Source organism: Xanthomonas sp. 3793, from assembly GCF_024806835.1.
Lineage (GTDB): Bacteria > Pseudomonadota > Gammaproteobacteria > Xanthomonadales > Xanthomonadaceae > Xanthomonas > Xanthomonas arboricola_F.
On record NZ_JANTYU010000002.1, the window covers coordinates 93084 to 108934 of the forward strand.

Here is a 15851-nt window from a genome sequence, read left to right on the forward strand (position 1 = left end):
GCTAGCTTGATAAAAAGTCGATGCGGAGGGTTTGGAAATGTCAGCAGTTTATGGCAAGGGCGGTTTTAATCCGCCTGACGGGGATGATAAAAAGCCACTAAGAGTGAGTTCGCGCTTGACTCGGCCTGCAGTTCCACAAGGATGGGATGTTGTGGTCTGCGAGGGGCATGGGGAATGGGTGAAGAGTGGAGGCGTCTATGGTGAGTTCGTGGTTCCAAAAGATATCCAGATCGTCATATACCAGGGGGTAGGTGTCGGATTGGATGATGCGCATGGGATTGCAATTGCTTCAAATGATCTTTTGCCGGCACGTTTGCCCATTTTGTGGGATAAAAAAGCAGGTGAGTACGACACTGATCCGGATGGGGATGTAAGCGTTAATGCTAAAACGCGCTGGGTGTATGCTCAGGGTGAGAAATGTCCAAACTTCACCTTGTTTGCCTACAATGAGCCGGGTTTTTCAGTAATCGATAAGCCTAAGGACACTTCGTACACCGTCCTATCGAAAAATCCGCGCACGCTTTATGCGATTTGCGAACATTTCAAATCAAAAGGTGGAGTGCAGATTCGCTGGGCTGCTTGCACCGTGTATGGGAAGTAGAGAGAGCGGTTAACCAATCGTGTCATCAGGCGTGAGTGAAAGCGCCGACCAGGCCTGTGCATCCTCGTCCCACACCGGTGTGCCATCGGTCACCATCGGAGGCGCCACAGTAGTCAGCTGCCCGGGCAATTCGATGCCCGCGGCCAGGCGCGCTGCGATCGCGCCGGTGGCTTTCTCCCACACCAACACTGCGCTGTAATCGGGATCTGCGCGCCAGCTGGCACGTACATCGTCCCACACGTTGCGGCGGAAATCGCCGGGAAGAAAGGCGATCGGCTGCGAGGTTGTGCATCCCAGCGGCAGAGCATCACCCAACGCCAGCGTGTTGGCGACGGGCATGGCGGTGTTGGTGCTGTAAAGCATCACGCCCCGGTAGTCCGGAACCAACTTCCAAGCTCCAGTGGCTGACGACAAACGATGGCGCTGATAGAGACCTGCAGGTGGTGCCGGCGCGGTGGAAACCGTGTTGGGCGGCAGCGGGTAGCGACCTTCCAGCTCAGAGAGATAGACGACCACCGGGCCGGTGAGCTCGCCGGTGGTGGGATCAAAGGCATAAGCGGTGCTGGTGCGTGGGAGCGTTGCGGTCATGGTGAGTCCTCAATAAGCAATGCAGTAGGTCATGCGCAGACCGGCCGGCAGGTTGTCTTCGCCGCCGGCGGCATTGACGGTAATGGCGTGGTCGTGGGCGCCGGCGCCGCGGTGGTCCACCACGTGGACGTGATTGCCGCCCTCGGCGATGCCGATGCCGTGGGTGTGGTTGCCGGAGCCGTTCATGCCGATGTTGTGTGCGTGGTTGCCTGCGCCATCGGTGCCGAAGCTGTGTGCGTGGTTACCGCCTGCACCTGTCCATCCATCTGAAGGTGCCGCATCGTTGTCGCGCTCGCGGAAAACGCCGTATCCGTTCACGGCGCCCGACGGGATCACGCCCGGGTGCTGGTGGTCGCCGGAGGCGCTGGTGCTGCCGCTGTGGCCGTGCCAGCCCTGCGTATCTGTCCACGCGCCATGGGCGTGGTCGCCGGCTGGGTTACTGCTGGCACCGTGTGCGTGAATACCAGCTGCGCCGAGCGCTGTGTAGTGCGCGTGGTCGCCCACGGCGGCTGCAGTGGCGCCATGCGCATGAGAGATGACCTGGCCGGCGCCGTACGAACCCACGGCGGTGGCCAGGCTGGTATGGGTGATGACCGTGCCGTCCTTGATCTTGGGCACGTTGAACGTGGTGCTGCCGTCACCTGCGCCGTAGACCGTGCCAATGGCGGCAAACAGGGCAGGGTACTTGGCGCGTGAGATCGCCGCACCATCGCAGACCAGCAGGCCGTTGGGCGGGTACAGCGATGCCATGACGACGATCTGGCCAGGCAGCAGGAACGACTGCGGCACGTTGAGCATGTTGCGGAAATCGCGGTACCACTCGCCCTGGCGGCCATCCAGCGTGTCCGCATCCAGGCCATTGCCGTGACCGGCGTCGCTGAGTGCAGCCGTGCGAATGCCCAGGAGGCTGCGGGCAGTCGCTGCGGTGGGGCGCGACAGCAGCTCCTTAATGAATTCGGTCGGCCCCATGGCGCCCAGGCGCTGGTCAAGCGATGCGAGCAGGTTGGCCGGCGACACCGCCCGCTCTTTGTCCAGGCCGGCGACGGCCTGGGCGTCGGTGGCCAGGCGAACCACGCCCGGCACGTCGACGGTTGCCGCTGGGTCGGTGAAGTTGGTATCGCCGAAGGTGATCTGGGCGGTATCTACGTCTGCCAGCACCACGTCAATCGCCAGGAGCACCGAGGCGGCGCCGGACTTCTCGACCAGCAATGCGGGCTGGCCGTAGGCGGCAAACAGCGTGCCATCGGCCAGGTAAAGGCCGAACCCGTAGCAGCTGTATACGCCATTGGATTCGTCGCGCACCGACACGTGGATCGTGTCCTTGGCGGTGACCGACCCGCCGATGGTGGTCAGGCGCTTGATCTCGGACGGCAGCGCCTTGAGCTCGGCATCGGCCACGAACGCTGCGCTGGTCAAACCGACGGCGGCGATGGTCACCGCCTGTGTGCCGGTCTGCTTGGCATTGACCAACGCTTGGCGGCCGGCGGTGGTGATCTTGAGTTTGAGTCCGGGCATGTGTGCTCTCTAGCTCGCCTTGCACTGCAGGCGCAGGAACAAGGTGGTTCTGCCGCACGCCACGACGTTGAGTCGGGCTTCGGCCTGGAATCCTTGGGTGAAGCTGAAATGCGAGCGCACGGGCTTGGTGCGCTCGACCTCGGCGATGACTTCCTCTACGAACCGGGCGCTGGCGCTTTGTCCATCGGCACCGGTCAGCGTTAGCGCCAGCTCGAAGGTGTGCGGCTGGCCGCGCGGCTCGGTCTGCCACCACTCGCGGATGGCGACCGCACCGCCGAACGACTCGACGACCATGCGCACGCTGTTGGCTGTTCCCTTGCGTCGCTGGATCGCCATGGCGCTACGCAAGCGCGAGCGCTTGACCGCATCGCTCCAGTCGGCTTTCCAGTCATCGACCGAGAGCGTCCAGGCCAGCCACGGCAAATGACCTGCCGGGCAGGTATCTGGATTCCACAGGTCCGGATACGGCAGCGGGATGGCGGCCAAGCGCTCGGTGACGGCCGCCAGGGCACGTTCCATTGGCGTGGCATTGGGCGGTAGCGGTGAACTACTCATCGATGCCGGCGTGCACGATGTCGATCGAGATGCAGTACGCAGCCTGCGTGCGGCTGATCCGGATGTCGGCAGCCGGAGAGTCCAGCTCAACACGCTGCACGCCATCGACGAACAACTTGGCCTTGATCGCTGACTCGGGCACGTCACGGCCGATGCGTTGAGCTTCGTCCAGATACGCCTGCAGGCTGCGCATCGCTTCGCGCATGACCACTGCCGAGTCTGGGCCAGCGTAGGTGTAAACACGCCCACGAATGGCATACGGGACGATCTGGGCGCTCTGTACCGCAACATTGTCGGTCAGCGGGCGCACGTCGTCGTTGGTGAGGATCGCCGCGACCTCGTCCAGCAACGCCTGGGGAGCCGTGCCATCGCCGGTGCGCGATTGAACGGTGACCAGGACTTGGCCAGGCGCGGGGCTGGTGGCGCTGGCGTCCATGACATCGGCCGCTGCACTGAGCGCGTGATAGATGTAGGCGCCCTCGGGGCCAGCAACACTGAAGCCTTCCGGCGCCAGCTGGATCCGGCGGCGGAAGTCCACGTCCGACTCGTAGGTCGGTGCGATGTCGATCTCGGGTTGGCCCGGATCGAGCACCAGACGCGCAACGCCGAACAGCGCGCCGAGGTGATCGAGGTTGGTGCCGGTGGCAAAGGCCAGCATGGTCTGCTGCGCCTTGTCGTTGGCGCGCTGGCGGAGCAGCAGCTCGCGGGCCGAGAACAGCTGCAGGAGCTTGTAGACCGGGTCTGCTTCCGTGAGCGCAGAAAACTCGGGCATCAGGCGCCGGAACTGGGCCAGCGTCTCGGAAAAGATGCTTTCGAAGTCCAGTACCTCGATTAGGTCTGGAGCCTGGAGTTTGGAAAGGTCGACAGCCGTAAATGATGCCATGGTTCAAACAATGGTTTCAGTACACCAAAGGCTGATCTGCCGGTCATTGGAAGGCGAGACGGTTAATGAGTAGACTCGGCGCATACAGGATTTATCGTTGATGCTTTTGGGTCTTTTAAGAAGGGTGCTGCTTTGAAACAGTCGGAAATAAAAAGTTTCTTGGATTTTATCAAGGTAACTGATGAATACGGCTTCTTTGGGGAGCTTATCCTTTTTCGCGGGCAGGCTATAAAAGGCAATCTTTTGCCTGGCATAGCGAGGTCAGAGCCTGGCAGGAATACCGAGAAGATTGAGCGGCATGTGCTTGAGCAGCTACAGCTACAGGGCGCTTCCCTCCTATCAATGTACGGTGGGACGTTGTTAGATGATCTGGTGGTTGCACAACACTACGGGATGAAGACTAGATTATTGGATTGGACGATTAATCCGCTGGTTGCACTCTGGTTTGCCTGCTCAGATAGAGAACCAGGTGATGCGTATGTCTATGCTCTAGAATCAGATAATTTTCTCGTCAAGGATCTATATAAGCAAGATCCATTCGATCAGTCGAGAACGCGTGTATTTCAGCCGAGATTGAATAATGAGCGAATAATTGCTCAGGATGGTTGGTTTACGCTTCACCCCTTTTCAAATGTTGCACGTAGGTTTGTTCCTCTAGAGGGTAATTCCGATGTCAAGCAAAAGCTGCGGGCGCTTCGAATTCCTGCCGATTGCCGTATGGGAATACTATATTCGCTCGAGCGGCACGGCGTGACTGCTAGGACAGTCTATCCTGGACTTCACGGGCTCTGTCTATCTCTCAATGGGAAATATAATGACAGGCAATTTGGATAGACGGATTCCCTTTCTATCTATATTCGATGCAAAATTACCACTTCAGCCATTCGGCTTTGTGGAATAATAGAATTTACTTTTATCGCACCTTCTCGAAAAGGGCATTCCGCTCTTCGAGGCAGTATTGATGATCTGGCTCAAGATTTTCATCCTTAGAGCCATGGGGGCGCCGAGCTATGCGAATAGGTGAATCAGGCATCTGCAGAAGTCCCCCTCGCGAGATTGCTTCTATCACTGCGCCATCGCGACGCAACCGCAAGGATTCTAGCTCGACTTTCCTGCCGCCAATGTAGTCATATATTGTAATGCTAGCAGTGTTGCCCGTGATTGAAATTTCCCCATCGACCAGATTGTAGTTGAATAGTGGGATAGCTCGGCAAATTGACTTGCTTGCAACGGTTCCACTGAGTGCCCCATTCGATGCCGATAAAATTAATACAAGATCGGAGTTTGAAAGATCCATCTCCGAAGAATTAATATACCCTTCTGATGAGGCTGACCAATATCCATTCCACTCTTCATCTTCATGTAGCCAGGCACTGAAAGTTGACCACGTTTTTATGGTCTCAGATGGAAGTGCTCGTGAATTCTGTAATGCTGTAGGTCCGTTAATTAGAATCCAGGCAAAAAAGCCAAGGACAGACGGAATCGCAGCCCATATTACTAATTTCCTTAATCTCCAGGCGCCTGGTTGTTGGCTACCGCTTCCTTCATCGTCAGGCATTTTTTTGATTCGCCAAGTGACTGGTAATTCGATTAACCCTCTTCTGCAGGGGTGTCGCAGATGTAACACTCTTCTCCGTAGATTGAGTCGTAATCGCCAGTAATCTGCACTATGATCTGATCCTCGCCACGCTTGCTATCCTCTTCGATGCAGTTCTCACAAACTGTGACCTGTGGATATTGGTCGGCAGCGCTATCGGCACTCATGTCGCCATATAGCATTGCAGTCTTGAATTCGGTGTTCATGATTGCTCGTTCTGTGGTTTGCATGGAGTGCACTCCGATCATAAAGGAGAATTCGCGAATTTTGCGAGGATCAGATTCATAATTTCTTCCTTGTCGTGCTCGCTTATGCCTAGCAGTCGACGTCTAGCATAAGTGGCACTTGGCCCACTTGGGCGCACTCGTTCTGTCATTCCCTCTTGATGCACACGAGCGATTCGGGACACGCGCCCCATGAATCCCACGCTCACCTCGTTGGGACTGGCGCTGACCTTGAGGAACTTGGCTTGCCGCAGCTTGGCAAACATCTTCTTGCGTATGACTCTGCCGGATTTATCGCGCAGCTGCTCTTTGCGCGGTGCGTAGGGCGTCCCGTCAGGTGCCTGTTGTCGACCGATGCGCTGGCTCTGCGATCGCCGCAGGGCGGTGCCGATTTTGCGCGCGAGCTTGCGGCGCTCGCCTTCCTGCAGACGCGCCAGCAAGGGTGCGGCCCAGTCTTCCAGTGCGGTCAGGTCATCCATGACGGATCGATCTGCGGCTCAGGCGCATGGGTCATGTCGTAGCCGCCCCCATCCTTCGCCGTCACCACGACACGCTCGGTCAGCGGCAACTTGATCGACAGATCCACTGCATCGTTGGCGAGGATGTCGGCTTCGAAGGCGATGTCGCCTCGGCGCGCCGGGTTGGACAGCAGCTCCGACTGATTGACCTGCACCCATTCCAGCAGCGGCAGCATCACGCTGTCGGGATGGCCGGCATAGTCGGTCATGATCAGGTTAAGGGTGTACTGGTACTCGAACGACAGCCCGGGCTGGAACGTGCTGAGCAGGCTGCCGGCGTCGATAAATACCAGCAGCCGGTCGGCATCGCGGGCTAGGTCCGGTAAGGCCGCAACCAGATGCGCGCGCAGGCTGGCAGGCTTGATCATGGCGCCGGCTCCGGTGCATGCAGATCGATCCAGTCCTGCAGCGCGCTCAGCTGTGCGGCGGTGGCATGGCAGCTGGTGTAGTTGTCGGCGACGGTACCGGCAATGCCAGAGAGCGTAATGCCGGCGGCCGGCGCATCAGGATCTCCGGTGGGCGGCCCGGCAGGGTTGCCCGAGGCGGCGGCGTCATGCAGCCGCACAAAGCCAGCAGGGATAGCGCAAGCAGCGTCTGCTTTCTGGGTGACATAGATCGGGATCTCGCGGGTGATGGTGGCGCCGACTTCGCGCACGATCTGCACGCGGTCGACGTACTGCGTCACAACGGTGGTGGAGCCTTTGGCGCTGTCGCGTTCTGCCTCGGCCTGGCGCTTGGCCTGCAGCGCGGCATCGCGGTCTGTCTGCGCGGCGCTGACGCGCTGTTCCTGCCACACGCAGCCACCGACGAGCACTGCAATCAGCGCCAGCAGGATGATGACGCGCGTGATCATCAGCTGACGCCCAGGATCTGCAGGGCGCGCTGTGTGCGAGTGACGCGATCGCTGTGGCCCTCCGGTAAGCGCTTGGCTCGCACGTTGCCTAGGTTGATCTTGCGGCCCAGGCCCAGCACGTCCCCCGTATCGGCCAGCGCGTTGAGGCCGTTGTCGTGCCAGTACGCTGCCGCGCCCAGTGCGCTTGGCTCGATCTGCAGCAACAGGTCGGGCTGGTCTTCGACGGGCAGGCCGATCAGCTCACCGATACGGCGGTAGTTGCCACGGAAGGTGTGCTGCATCGGACCACGGCCCCGGTAGCGGTGACCGTCTCCGCTACCGGCGTCGCCGTTGCCCAAGCGGTCGGCGTAGACAAAGTTGGCCAGGCCGACCGGGTTACGCAGAAACTTGGGCGCCTGGGCAGGTGTGATCCGCGCGCCAAACACCTCCAACAGTCGAGCGCTGGTGGTGTAAATCAGCCCTTCTTCCATGCGCGACAGGCTCAGGCTTTCGTGACCGACCTGGCCGAGCCAATGCGCGGCGCGGCGCTTGGTGGTGATGCCAAAACGGTTGGCGGCGGCAAGCAGTGGGCCGTGCCAGCGCTGTGCGCGTTGCGCGGAGCACTGCATGATCGAGGCAAGCTGGGTATCGGTGAACATCAATCGACCTTGAGGATGCGCGCCACATTGCCCTGGGCGCGGTAGGTGAGCACTGCCAGCACGGTCAACGTGCCCAGGTGCCACGGACTGACGTGGGAGCCGGCGCCGGCCATCAGGATGTGCAGCGCCTGGCCGCCGGTGCTGGCGATCAGCAGCCACGCGCACCAGCCCGCGCCGCGTCGATGGCGCGCATCGACGGGCCGGTGGTAGGTAAGCAGGCGGACGCAGATGGCGAGCGAGGCCATCAACGTCAGGACGGTGACCAGGCTATGCACTGGGCGGACCTCCACGACGTAGGAAGGAAAAGTCGAAGGACTTGCTCTTCTCGATCAAGCCCAGCGTGACGGTGATGGCGCACGCCGCGCTGGCGAAGGCCGCCACACCGCTGGACTTGATGGGGAGCCAGCGCAGGAGCTCCGGTGCCAACTGGTAGCCGGCGATCACGCTCACCGGGAAATAGATCAGCCGCGCCAGCAGCGGTTGCTTGGCGGCAGACACCACGAACAGCGCGCCGCCGGCGAAGGCGCCGATCAGCGCGTCGCCGTCGATGCCGGGCAGCACGGAGGCAAGGCCCACACCGGTGGCGATCAAAAAGCCGCTCGATACGGAGGTGGGTTCGGTCATCAGGTCAGTCCCATAGCTGCACGAGCGGCGTCATCGCCGCCGTGGTGGTGGTTACCTCGGGCAACTCCACTGGCGTGCCATGCGGCAGCATGGCGCCCAGTTCGGCCAGGCCGGGATTGAGGAGGTAGGTGCGCTCGACCAAGCCGGCCGTGCTGCCCAGGTGGCGCCAGCACAGCAGGTCGACGGTGTCGCCTTGCATGGCATGCACGCGCATCAGATGAGTTCCACCGTGCTGCGCGGCAGGTTCTGCAGATCGCGCACGGCCCAGCGCTGGTCGCGGCGCAGTTCGGTGATGCTCGGCGATAGGTCGTCGGCGCGCTGGTTGGCGCTGTCGGTGGCGTCGAAGCTGCGGTAGCGCTCTGCCACCTCGACGGCGGTGGCACATGCCACGGCGCGCAGGTACAGCTGCACGCGTCGCGAGACGCCATCGACGGTGGTGCTGGGCACATCGCTCAACGCCGCGTATCCAGCCGCCTGGTGCATATCCGCCCAGGACTGCAGCTCATCGTTGACCGCCAGCATGGCGGCGACGACGGCCTGGCGCAGACGCGCATCGGTGATGGTGCCATCCAGGCGCATGTTCGCCCGTACGCCTGCCGGTGCGATCGCCGGCCAAAACGGCGCATTGGCGATCGCATCGGGCGCGGCGCTGGTGGTGCCGGTGGCAGTGAATCCGCTCATGGATGGCTCGGAATAGATCGCCGGTGGTCGGGGCGTCACCGCAGCGGGAGAGAGACGCTGTGGATCGGCCCCGAGCCGGCGAGGGTTGCGGGGACGCTCGGTTATGCGCTGGTGCCCGCAGGCTCAGCGCTGAACTTCTTCAGGAGGCGCTCGGCGCGCTCCAGATCCTTCTTGCCGCCGCAGCTGCCGTGCAGCGCGATGGCGCGCTGCAGGTCAGCCACGGCGGCCGCGGCGATGGGTTGCGCCTGGTCGGCAGGCGTCTCATCGGTGATACCCGCCAGCGATGCGCGGGCGAGTGCCAAGTGCAACTTGGCGCGGACCTCATCGGGCATGTCCTGCTCGGCGGTCAGCGTGGCGGTGTCGGCCAGCACGGCCGCATCGAACGCCAGGCCGGTCTTCTGCGCTGACAACGCCGCCTCGGCGACTTCCTCGGCCAGCACGCAGCCCACCGTGCGGGAGAAGCGGTCGGGCATCTGCAAGCTGTGCTTGAGTACATAGGCGCCCAGCTCCAGCGCGCCGGCATAGTCGCCGGCATCAATGCGCCACACCATGCACGTCATGACGACCTCGTCTTGCGCGCCTTGGCCGCCGGCCAGCACGCCGGCAAGGTACGGCGCGTACCCGGGCAGCAGCTGCACCTTCAGCGCGGCCTTGCCCTGGGTGGACTGGATCTGCTTCAAGCGCAGGCGATCGCTTTGCAGCTGCGCCATGTGCTGCTCGTAGGCGGTTGCACCGGCCATCAGCTGGTGCGGGGCGCGTTGGGCGGCTTCCAGCTCGGCGAGCACGCGGCTGTGGTGGCGCTTGGCGGGACTGTCGGCCATGGCTTAGGCCTCGATCTCGATGTGCTCGACCACACAGCCCAGGCCGTAGTCTTCGACCACGTAGGCATCGTTGGAGGACTCGTAGTTCTCGATGCGATCGCGTGCCGGCACTTCCTGGATGTAACGGCGACGGCCGCCGGTCTGGTAGTAGATCGACAGGTTCGCCAGCGAAGTGACCATCAACGCGCCGTCCGGCAGGTAAGGCACCTCGGCCACCGGCAGGCCGCCGACGCGGCGCTGGCTCAGGATCAGGTCGGTGGCGATCTTCTCGCTGGCCGGCTGGTCCTTGTTGACCATCGGGAAATACTTGTCGTGCATCAGGTCGCGGCCGAGCACCACCACCAGGCTCGGATCCTTGCGGTGCCACGGGTCCAGCAGGTTGCTCACCACGTCATACACCAACGCATCGAGGTTGCCGTAGTCGGCACCGGCGCCGCCGATAACGACCTTGCCGGCCGCCTTGCCGCTCGCCAGCACGCGCTGGGCGGCGTTGGTGCGGTACTGCTGCAGCCAACCGATGTTGACGTCTTCCAGCAGCGGGAACGTGGCGCGGTCGGTGTCAGCAGCGGCGTGCGTGCCGCTGAAGCCAATCTGCAGGCGGTCCAGTGCCTGGCGCTTGACGATGGCATCGCGCAGGCGTGCCTGGAAGTCCGGGAACTTGGCCCAGGTATCGAGCAGCGCATACGGGATGGCGGTGTCGAAGTCGGTCTTCTTGGCGATGTACTCGTTCTTGTCGAGCGCGGCGACGCTGCGCGGGATGCGGGTCTTGCCGGCACCGGTGTCGGTGCGGCTGGCGATGCTGCCAGTGACGCCGATGCCCACCTTCTGCCCGGACAGTTCATCTACCGGGATGATGTTGATCTTGGACAGGAACTCGCTCGATTCCTGCATGCGCGATTCCAGCTTCTGCTGCACGGTCGGATCGACGGCGAACGAGTGGAAAGCGGAGGTGATGCCGTTGAGCTTGGCGATCTGCTCGGCGAACTGATTGAACTGCAGGCGGGTGGCGTTTTGCATGGTGGCTCCGAAAGTGGGGCGCTGGCGGCGTGTGTGGTGTGTGGGATCAGCAGTCGGTCAGCACGGCTGCGCCGCTGCCGGTGACCACCGGACGTGCGGGCTGTGCGGGATCGGGCTGCTGTGAGAGCGATTCGCGCAGCTGCGCCAAGTCGTTCGCCAGCTGCTCGTGTTTGCTCTTCTGCTCGGCGTGCTCGGCCTGCAGGCGGTTGAAGCGTTCGTCCTGGCCGCGCACGTGCTCGGCGATCTCTTCGACGCCCTGGCCGAGGTCGGCAAACTGCTTGGCGGTGATGCTGGTGGCGTCCTCGCTCTTGAGCGCGGTGCGGATCCGGCTGAGCAGATTGGCGACCGGGCCGTCGCTGACTTCGCTGAATTCCAGCGCCGTTTCTTCCGCGACGGTGAACAGGTTGCCGGGCGATTGCTTGCGATCGGCCAGCGGGTTGGCATCCGGGTTCTGGCTGGCGAAGCTGAGCATGGAAGTACCCAGGCTGGCCGGCGAATCGGTCACAGCCAGGCCGACCAGATAGGCCTTGCCGGTATTGGCGAATTTCTCCTGCACCTCGATGCTGGTGTAGAGCTTCTGCTTGGACTTGTTGATGGTGATCAGGTCGGCGGTCGGCTCGATCTGTGCGAACAGCGCCAGGCGCTTGGTGCCGTCGATCTCCACCTCTTCCGCCTTAACCGCAGTGACATCGCCATACGCACGGAACGGCGAGTCCGGCAGCAGGCTGCGCATGTGCTCGATCCAGATGCGGGCGTTGTAGGTCTCGCGGTTGTAGGTCGCGGCCATGTCGTCGATCCAGCTGCGCTGAATCGTGCGGCCATCGGTGGTGGCGCCTTCGACGGCCACGCGGAACCAGTTGGAACGAAACTTCTTGGCCTTGGCCGACATGGGTGTCCTCTGCGCTGGATGCGTTTGCGATGACCCATGGTCAAACGCAGCGCATAGCGCAGCAACGTAAGCGCCGTGTAAACCAAGCGATTACGTGTCTATGCGCTGTCGAGATTAGAAGGAGCGCTTCACTCTGGTGGCATGCAAAGCGTTGCCACCCAGCTCCCGATGGACACCCGCAGACAGGCCAAGTTCCTGTACTGGATGGGATGGCGCGTGACCGAAATTGCGCAGGCCATCGGCGAGAACGAGAAGACTGTACACAGCTGGAAGTCGCGTGACGAGTGGGATCGCGCAGATAACGTCGAGCGCATCGGTGGCGCACTGGAAGCACGCCTGGTCGTGCTGATCATGAAGCCGGAAAAGTCCGGCGGCGACTTCAAAGAAATTGATCTGCTGCACCGGCAGCTGGAGCGCCAAGCGCGCATCCAGCGCTACCAGGGCGGCGGCAACGAAGCCGACTTGAATCCGGCTGTCGCCAATCGCAACGCCGCGCCCAAGAAGAAGCTCAAGCGCAACGACTTCACAGAGGAACAGATCGAGCAGCTGACCACCGCGTTCGTCGATGGTTGCTTCGACTATCAGCGCGATTGGTACCGGGCAGGCAACGAGCGCACGCGCATCATCCTCAAGTCGCGCCAGATCGGTGCCACGTTCTACTTCGCCCGCGAGGCGCTCATCGACGCGCTCACCACCGGGCGCAATCAGATCTTCCTCAGCGCGTCCAAGGCGCAGGCGCACCTGTTCCGTGGCTATATGCAGCAGTTCGTGCGCGAAGCGATTGACGAGACGCTCTCCGGCGGCGACAGCATCGTGTTCCCCAACGGCGCCGAGCTGTTCTTCCTGGGCACCAATGCGCGCACCGCGCAGGGCTACCACGGCAATTTCTACTTCGACGAGTTCTTCTGGACCTACGGGTTCAACGAATTGAACAAGGTCGCTAGCGGCATGGCGATGCACAAGAAGTGGCGCAAGACCTACTTCAGCACGCCATCGAGCATGGCCCACGAGGCCTACACGTTCTGGACCGGCGAGCGCCGCAACAAGGGCAAGCCGGCCGCGCAGCGGATCCAGATTGATGTCTCGCATGACGCCCTGGCCGGTGGTCGCCGCTGCCAGGACCGCGCGTGGCGGCAGATCGTCAACATCCTTGATGCCCAGCGCCGTGGATGCGATCTGTTCGACATCGACGAGCTGCGCGAGGAATACAGTCCGGACGCGTTCGCCAACCTGTTGATGTGCGACTTCGTTGACGACGGCGCCAGCATCTTCCCGCTGGCGATGCTGCAACCGTGCATGGTGGACAGCTGGGTGGAGTGGGGCCAGGACTACAAGCCGTTCGCCGCGCGCCCCTACGGCGATCGCGCGGTGTGGATCGGTTACGACCCGGCCGAGACCGGCGACACCGCCGGCCTGGTCGTGGTGGCGCCACCGCAGCAGCCTGGCGGCAAGTTCCGGTTGCTGGAGCGGATCCAGTTCCGGGGCATGGACTTTGCAAAGCAGGCCGCCGAGATCGAGCGCATCACGCGCCGCTACTGGGTGACCTATATCGGCATCGACACCACCGGCATGGGCAGCGGGGTGGCGCAGCTGGTGAAGCAGTTCTTCCCGAATCTGGTCACCTTCAGCTACTCGCCGGAGGTCAAGACGCGCCTAGTGCTCAAGGCGTTCGACGTGATCCACAACGGCAGGCTGGAGTTCGATGCGGGCTGGACCGACGTGGCCCAGTCATTGATGGCCATCCGCAAGACCATGACGGCCAGCGGCCGGCAATCCACCTTCACTGCTGGCCGCTCGGAAGAGACCGGCCACGCGGACCTGGCGTGGGCACTGTTCCACGCGCTGCAGAACGAACCGCTGGAAGGGCGCACCGCGCGCAACTCCGGCTTCATGGAGATCTCTTGATGTTGACCGACCAGCTGCCCGCCACCGCGCCTGCAGCGCCAGCCGTACCTGCACGCACCGAGGCGTTCACCTTTGGCGACCCGACGCCGGTGCTCGATGGGCGCGGCGTGCTGGACTATCTGGAGTGCTGGCAGAACGGGCGCTGGTACGAGCCGCCGGTGGCCCTGGACGGCCTGTCCAAGACCACGCGTAGCAATCCGTTCCTGCAGTCCGGTCTGATCTTCAAGCGCAACATGCTGGCGCGCACCTTCAAGCCGCACCGGCTGCTGACACGCGAAGCCTTCGAGCAGCTGTCACTGGACTGGATCACGTTGGGCAATGGCTACCTCGAGCGCCGCCGCAACCGCATGGGCGGCGCGCTGTCGCTGGCTGCGCCGCTGTCCAAGTACGTGCGGCGCGGTGTTGCGGAGGGCGAGTACTTCCAGGTGCGCACCTGGCACGACGAGCACGTGTTCGAGCCGGGCAGCGTGTTCCAGCTGCGCGAAGCCGATGTCGATCAAGAACTCTACGGCCTGCCCGAGTGGATGCCGGCGATGCAGTCGGCGCTGCTCAACGAGTCGGCCACGCTGTTTCGCCGCAAGTACTACAACAACGGCTCGCATGCCGGCTTCATCCTGTACCTGACCGATCCGCAGCAGAGCCAGGAAGACGTCGATGCGCTGCGCAACGCCATGAAGGGCGCCAAGGGGCCGGGCAACTTCCGCAACCTGTTCCTGTACTCGCCGGGCGGCAACAAGGACGGCCTCAAGCTGATCCCGGTCAGCGAGGTGGCGGCCAAGGACGAGTTCAGCGGCATCAAGGGCATCACCCGCGACGACATGCTGGCCGCGCTGCGGATCCCGCCGCAACTCATGGGCATCGTGCCACAGAACGCGGGCGGCTTCGGGTCGATCCGTGAGGCCGCTGCCGTGTGGGCCGCCAACGAGCTGGAACCGCTGCAGGCGCGCATGTTGAAGATCAACGACTGGGTGGGCGATGAGGTCATCGCCTTCACCCCCTACGCGCCGCCAGCGGCCGCGTAATCCTTTCCCACCGCAAGACCAAGCAATGCTCAAGAACCTACGTTGTGGCGAATGCGCCCGCCTGCTGTGCAAGGCCAGCGCCTTCGATGAAATCCAGATCAAGTGCCCGCGTTGCGGCACGCTCAATCACCTGAAGGCCGAGAGCCTCACCTCCGATCGCCGCGAGCGAATCCAAGAAGGCTCTCACCATGAAAAACCAGCTGCTCCAGGGCGACGCTCTGACCATCCTGCCCACGCTCGAAGCGAATTCGTTCGACGCGCTGATCACTGATCCGCCGTATGCGAGCGGCGGCCTGACAGCCGCTGCCCGGGCACGGCCGCCGTCGACCAAGTACTGCCGGGATGGCGGACATGCCGACTTTGTTGGCGATGAGCGCGACCAGCGCTCGCACCTGAAATGGATGCACCTGTGGCTGTCCGAGTGCGCGCGCGTACTCAAGGAAGGCGCCCCGGTGCTGCTGTTCACTGATTGGCGGCAGCTGCCGCTGACCACCGACGCGCTGCAGATCGCCGGCTTCACCTGGCGCGGCATCACCGTCTGGGACAAGACCGAGGGAGTACGGCCGCAGCTAGGCCGCTTCCGCAACCAAGCCGAATACATCGTGTGGGGCAGCAAGGGCAACATGCCGCTGGATCGTCGTGCGCCGGTTTTGCCTGGTGTGATTCGCGAGTCAGTGCGCAAGGCCGATAAGCACCACTTAACCGGCAAGCCAACAGGGTTGATGCGACAGCTGGTGCGGATCTGCGAGTCCGGGGGAAGAGTGCTCGACCCGTTCGCCGGAAGTGGCACAACAGTAGTTGCGGCAGATTTAGAGGGCTACAAGTGGACAGGCATCGAAATGACTGCTTCTTACTTCGAAATTGCTTCTGGAAGGTTAACAGCCTGCACTTAAGTTTAAGGGCTGCCTATCGGCAGCCAC

23 protein-coding genes are annotated in these 15851 nt (G+C 62.4%); 6 read left to right on the forward strand and 17 right to left on the reverse strand.

The features are described from left to right. Positions 1–37: 37 nt before the first annotated feature. Entirely contained in the window at positions 38–601 is a 564-nt protein-coding gene (locus FHY18_RS06675; protein ID WP_259152927.1) for a putative adhesin, read from the forward strand. Positions 602–610: 9 nt separating this feature from the next. On the opposite strand, the gene FHY18_RS06680 is transcribed toward FHY18_RS06675, so the two are convergent. Genes FHY18_RS06680 through FHY18_RS06695 form a run of 4 tightly spaced genes read right to left on the reverse strand, consistent with a single transcriptional unit; the run spans position 611 to position 4142 of the window. After that, positions 611–1189, reverse strand: coding sequence for a phage tail protein (locus FHY18_RS06680; protein ID WP_259152928.1), 579 nt, complete (start codon positions 1187–1189; stop codon positions 611–613). 9 nt (positions 1190–1198) lie between these two features. Then, positions 1199–2704 carry a phage tail protein gene (locus tag FHY18_RS06685; protein ID WP_259152929.1) on the reverse strand — a complete coding sequence of 502 codons (1506 nt, stop codon included), beginning with the start codon at positions 2702–2704 and terminating at the stop codon, positions 1199–1201. Positions 2705–2713: 9 nt separating this feature from the next. Beyond that, the gene (locus FHY18_RS06690) at positions 2714–3259 is read right to left on the reverse strand and encodes a phage tail protein I (RefSeq protein ID WP_259152930.1); all 546 of its coding nucleotides are present in this window, start codon (positions 3257–3259) and stop codon (positions 2714–2716) included. Further along, positions 3252–4142, reverse strand: a complete 891-nt coding sequence (locus FHY18_RS06695) for a baseplate J/gp47 family protein (RefSeq protein ID WP_259152931.1) — start codon at positions 4140–4142, stop codon at positions 3252–3254. Before FHY18_RS06695 ends, FHY18_RS06690 begins: the two co-directional genes overlap by 8 nt. 132 nt (positions 4143–4274) lie before the next feature. On the opposite strand from FHY18_RS06695, the gene FHY18_RS06700 reads away from it, so the two are divergent. Further along, positions 4275–4976, forward strand: coding sequence for an FRG domain-containing protein (locus FHY18_RS06700; RefSeq protein WP_259152933.1), 702 nt, complete (start codon positions 4275–4277; stop codon positions 4974–4976). A 79-nt stretch (positions 4977–5055) separates the two neighbouring features. Here the strand turns inward: FHY18_RS06700 and FHY18_RS06705 are convergent, their stop codons facing one another. The 13 genes from FHY18_RS06705 to FHY18_RS06765 all read right to left on the reverse strand — a co-directional run bounded on the left by FHY18_RS06705 (position 5056) and on the right by FHY18_RS06765 (position 12004). After that, entirely contained in the window at positions 5056–5700 is a 645-nt protein-coding gene (locus FHY18_RS06705) for a hypothetical protein (protein WP_259152934.1), read from the reverse strand. A gap of 32 nt (positions 5701–5732) precedes the next feature. Continuing rightward, the gene (locus tag FHY18_RS06710) at positions 5733–5945 is read right to left on the reverse strand and encodes a hypothetical protein (RefSeq protein WP_259152935.1); all 213 of its coding nucleotides are present in this window, start codon (positions 5943–5945) and stop codon (positions 5733–5735) included. A gap of 38 nt (positions 5946–5983) precedes the next feature. Next, positions 5984–6442, reverse strand: a complete 459-nt coding sequence (locus tag FHY18_RS06715; protein ID WP_259152937.1) for a phage virion morphogenesis protein — start codon at positions 6440–6442, stop codon at positions 5984–5986. Then, positions 6430–6849 (reverse strand): phage tail protein, encoded by a 420-nt coding sequence (locus FHY18_RS06720; protein WP_259152938.1) that lies wholly within the window; start codon positions 6847–6849, stop codon positions 6430–6432. Before FHY18_RS06720 ends, FHY18_RS06715 begins: the two co-directional genes overlap by 13 nt. Then, a complete protein-coding gene (locus FHY18_RS06725; protein WP_259152939.1) occupies positions 6846–7334 on the reverse strand; it encodes a hypothetical protein in 489 nt (162 codons plus the stop codon). The genes FHY18_RS06720 and FHY18_RS06725 overlap by 4 nt, the downstream gene beginning before the upstream one ends. Further along, on the reverse strand, positions 7334–7972 hold the full coding sequence (locus FHY18_RS06730) for a glycoside hydrolase family 19 protein (protein ID WP_259152940.1): 639 nt from the start codon (positions 7970–7972) through the stop codon (positions 7334–7336). Before FHY18_RS06730 ends, FHY18_RS06725 begins: the two co-directional genes overlap by 1 nt. Then, entirely contained in the window at positions 7972–8247 is a 276-nt protein-coding gene (locus tag FHY18_RS06735; protein ID WP_259152942.1) for a phage holin family protein, read from the reverse strand. The genes FHY18_RS06730 and FHY18_RS06735 overlap by 1 nt, the downstream gene beginning before the upstream one ends. Then, positions 8240–8596, reverse strand: a complete 357-nt coding sequence (locus tag FHY18_RS06740; protein ID WP_005917737.1) for a phage holin family protein — start codon at positions 8594–8596, stop codon at positions 8240–8242. Before FHY18_RS06740 ends, FHY18_RS06735 begins: the two co-directional genes overlap by 8 nt. A 4-nt stretch (positions 8597–8600) precedes the next feature. Then, a complete protein-coding gene (locus FHY18_RS06745) occupies positions 8601–8810 on the reverse strand; it encodes a tail protein X (RefSeq protein WP_259152950.1) in 210 nt (69 codons plus the stop codon). Beyond that, complete coding sequence (locus FHY18_RS06750) at positions 8810–9277, reverse strand: head completion/stabilization protein (protein ID WP_259152951.1); 468 nt, start codon at positions 9275–9277, stop codon at positions 8810–8812. Before FHY18_RS06750 ends, FHY18_RS06745 begins: the two co-directional genes overlap by 1 nt. 101 nt (positions 9278–9378) lie before the next feature. Beyond that, positions 9379–10098 carry a phage terminase small subunit gene (gpM, locus tag FHY18_RS06755; protein WP_259152952.1) on the reverse strand — a complete coding sequence of 240 codons (720 nt, stop codon included), beginning with the start codon at positions 10096–10098 and terminating at the stop codon, positions 9379–9381. Positions 10099–10101: 3 nt separating this feature from the next. After that, the gene (locus FHY18_RS06760; RefSeq protein WP_259152953.1) at positions 10102–11115 is read right to left on the reverse strand and encodes a phage major capsid protein, P2 family; all 1014 of its coding nucleotides are present in this window, start codon (positions 11113–11115) and stop codon (positions 10102–10104) included. Between the two features lie 46 nt (positions 11116–11161). Next, positions 11162–12004: a GPO family capsid scaffolding protein gene (locus FHY18_RS06765; RefSeq protein WP_259152954.1), complete on the reverse strand. Its 843-nt coding sequence runs from the start codon at positions 12002–12004 to the stop codon at positions 11162–11164. Positions 12005–12145: 141 nt separating this feature from the next. On the opposite strand from FHY18_RS06765, the gene FHY18_RS06770 reads away from it, so the two are divergent. From FHY18_RS06770 to FHY18_RS06785, 4 genes are read left to right on the forward strand one after another with little or no spacing between them, the layout of a single operon-like run. Next, on the forward strand, positions 12146–13909 hold the full coding sequence (locus FHY18_RS06770) for a terminase ATPase subunit family protein (protein ID WP_259152955.1): 1764 nt from the start codon (positions 12146–12148) through the stop codon (positions 13907–13909). Continuing rightward, positions 13909–14931 (forward strand): phage portal protein, encoded by a 1023-nt coding sequence (locus FHY18_RS06775; protein ID WP_259152956.1) that lies wholly within the window; start codon positions 13909–13911, stop codon positions 14929–14931. Before FHY18_RS06770 ends, FHY18_RS06775 begins: the two co-directional genes overlap by 1 nt. 25 nt (positions 14932–14956) lie before the next feature. Continuing rightward, complete coding sequence (locus FHY18_RS06780; protein WP_259152957.1) at positions 14957–15202, forward strand: Com family DNA-binding transcriptional regulator; 246 nt, start codon at positions 14957–14959, stop codon at positions 15200–15202. Then, positions 15120–15824 (forward strand): site-specific DNA-methyltransferase, encoded by a 705-nt coding sequence (locus FHY18_RS06785; RefSeq protein WP_259152958.1) that lies wholly within the window; start codon positions 15120–15122, stop codon positions 15822–15824. The genes FHY18_RS06780 and FHY18_RS06785 overlap by 83 nt, the downstream gene beginning before the upstream one ends. The last annotated feature ends 27 nt before the right edge of the window (positions 15825–15851 follow it).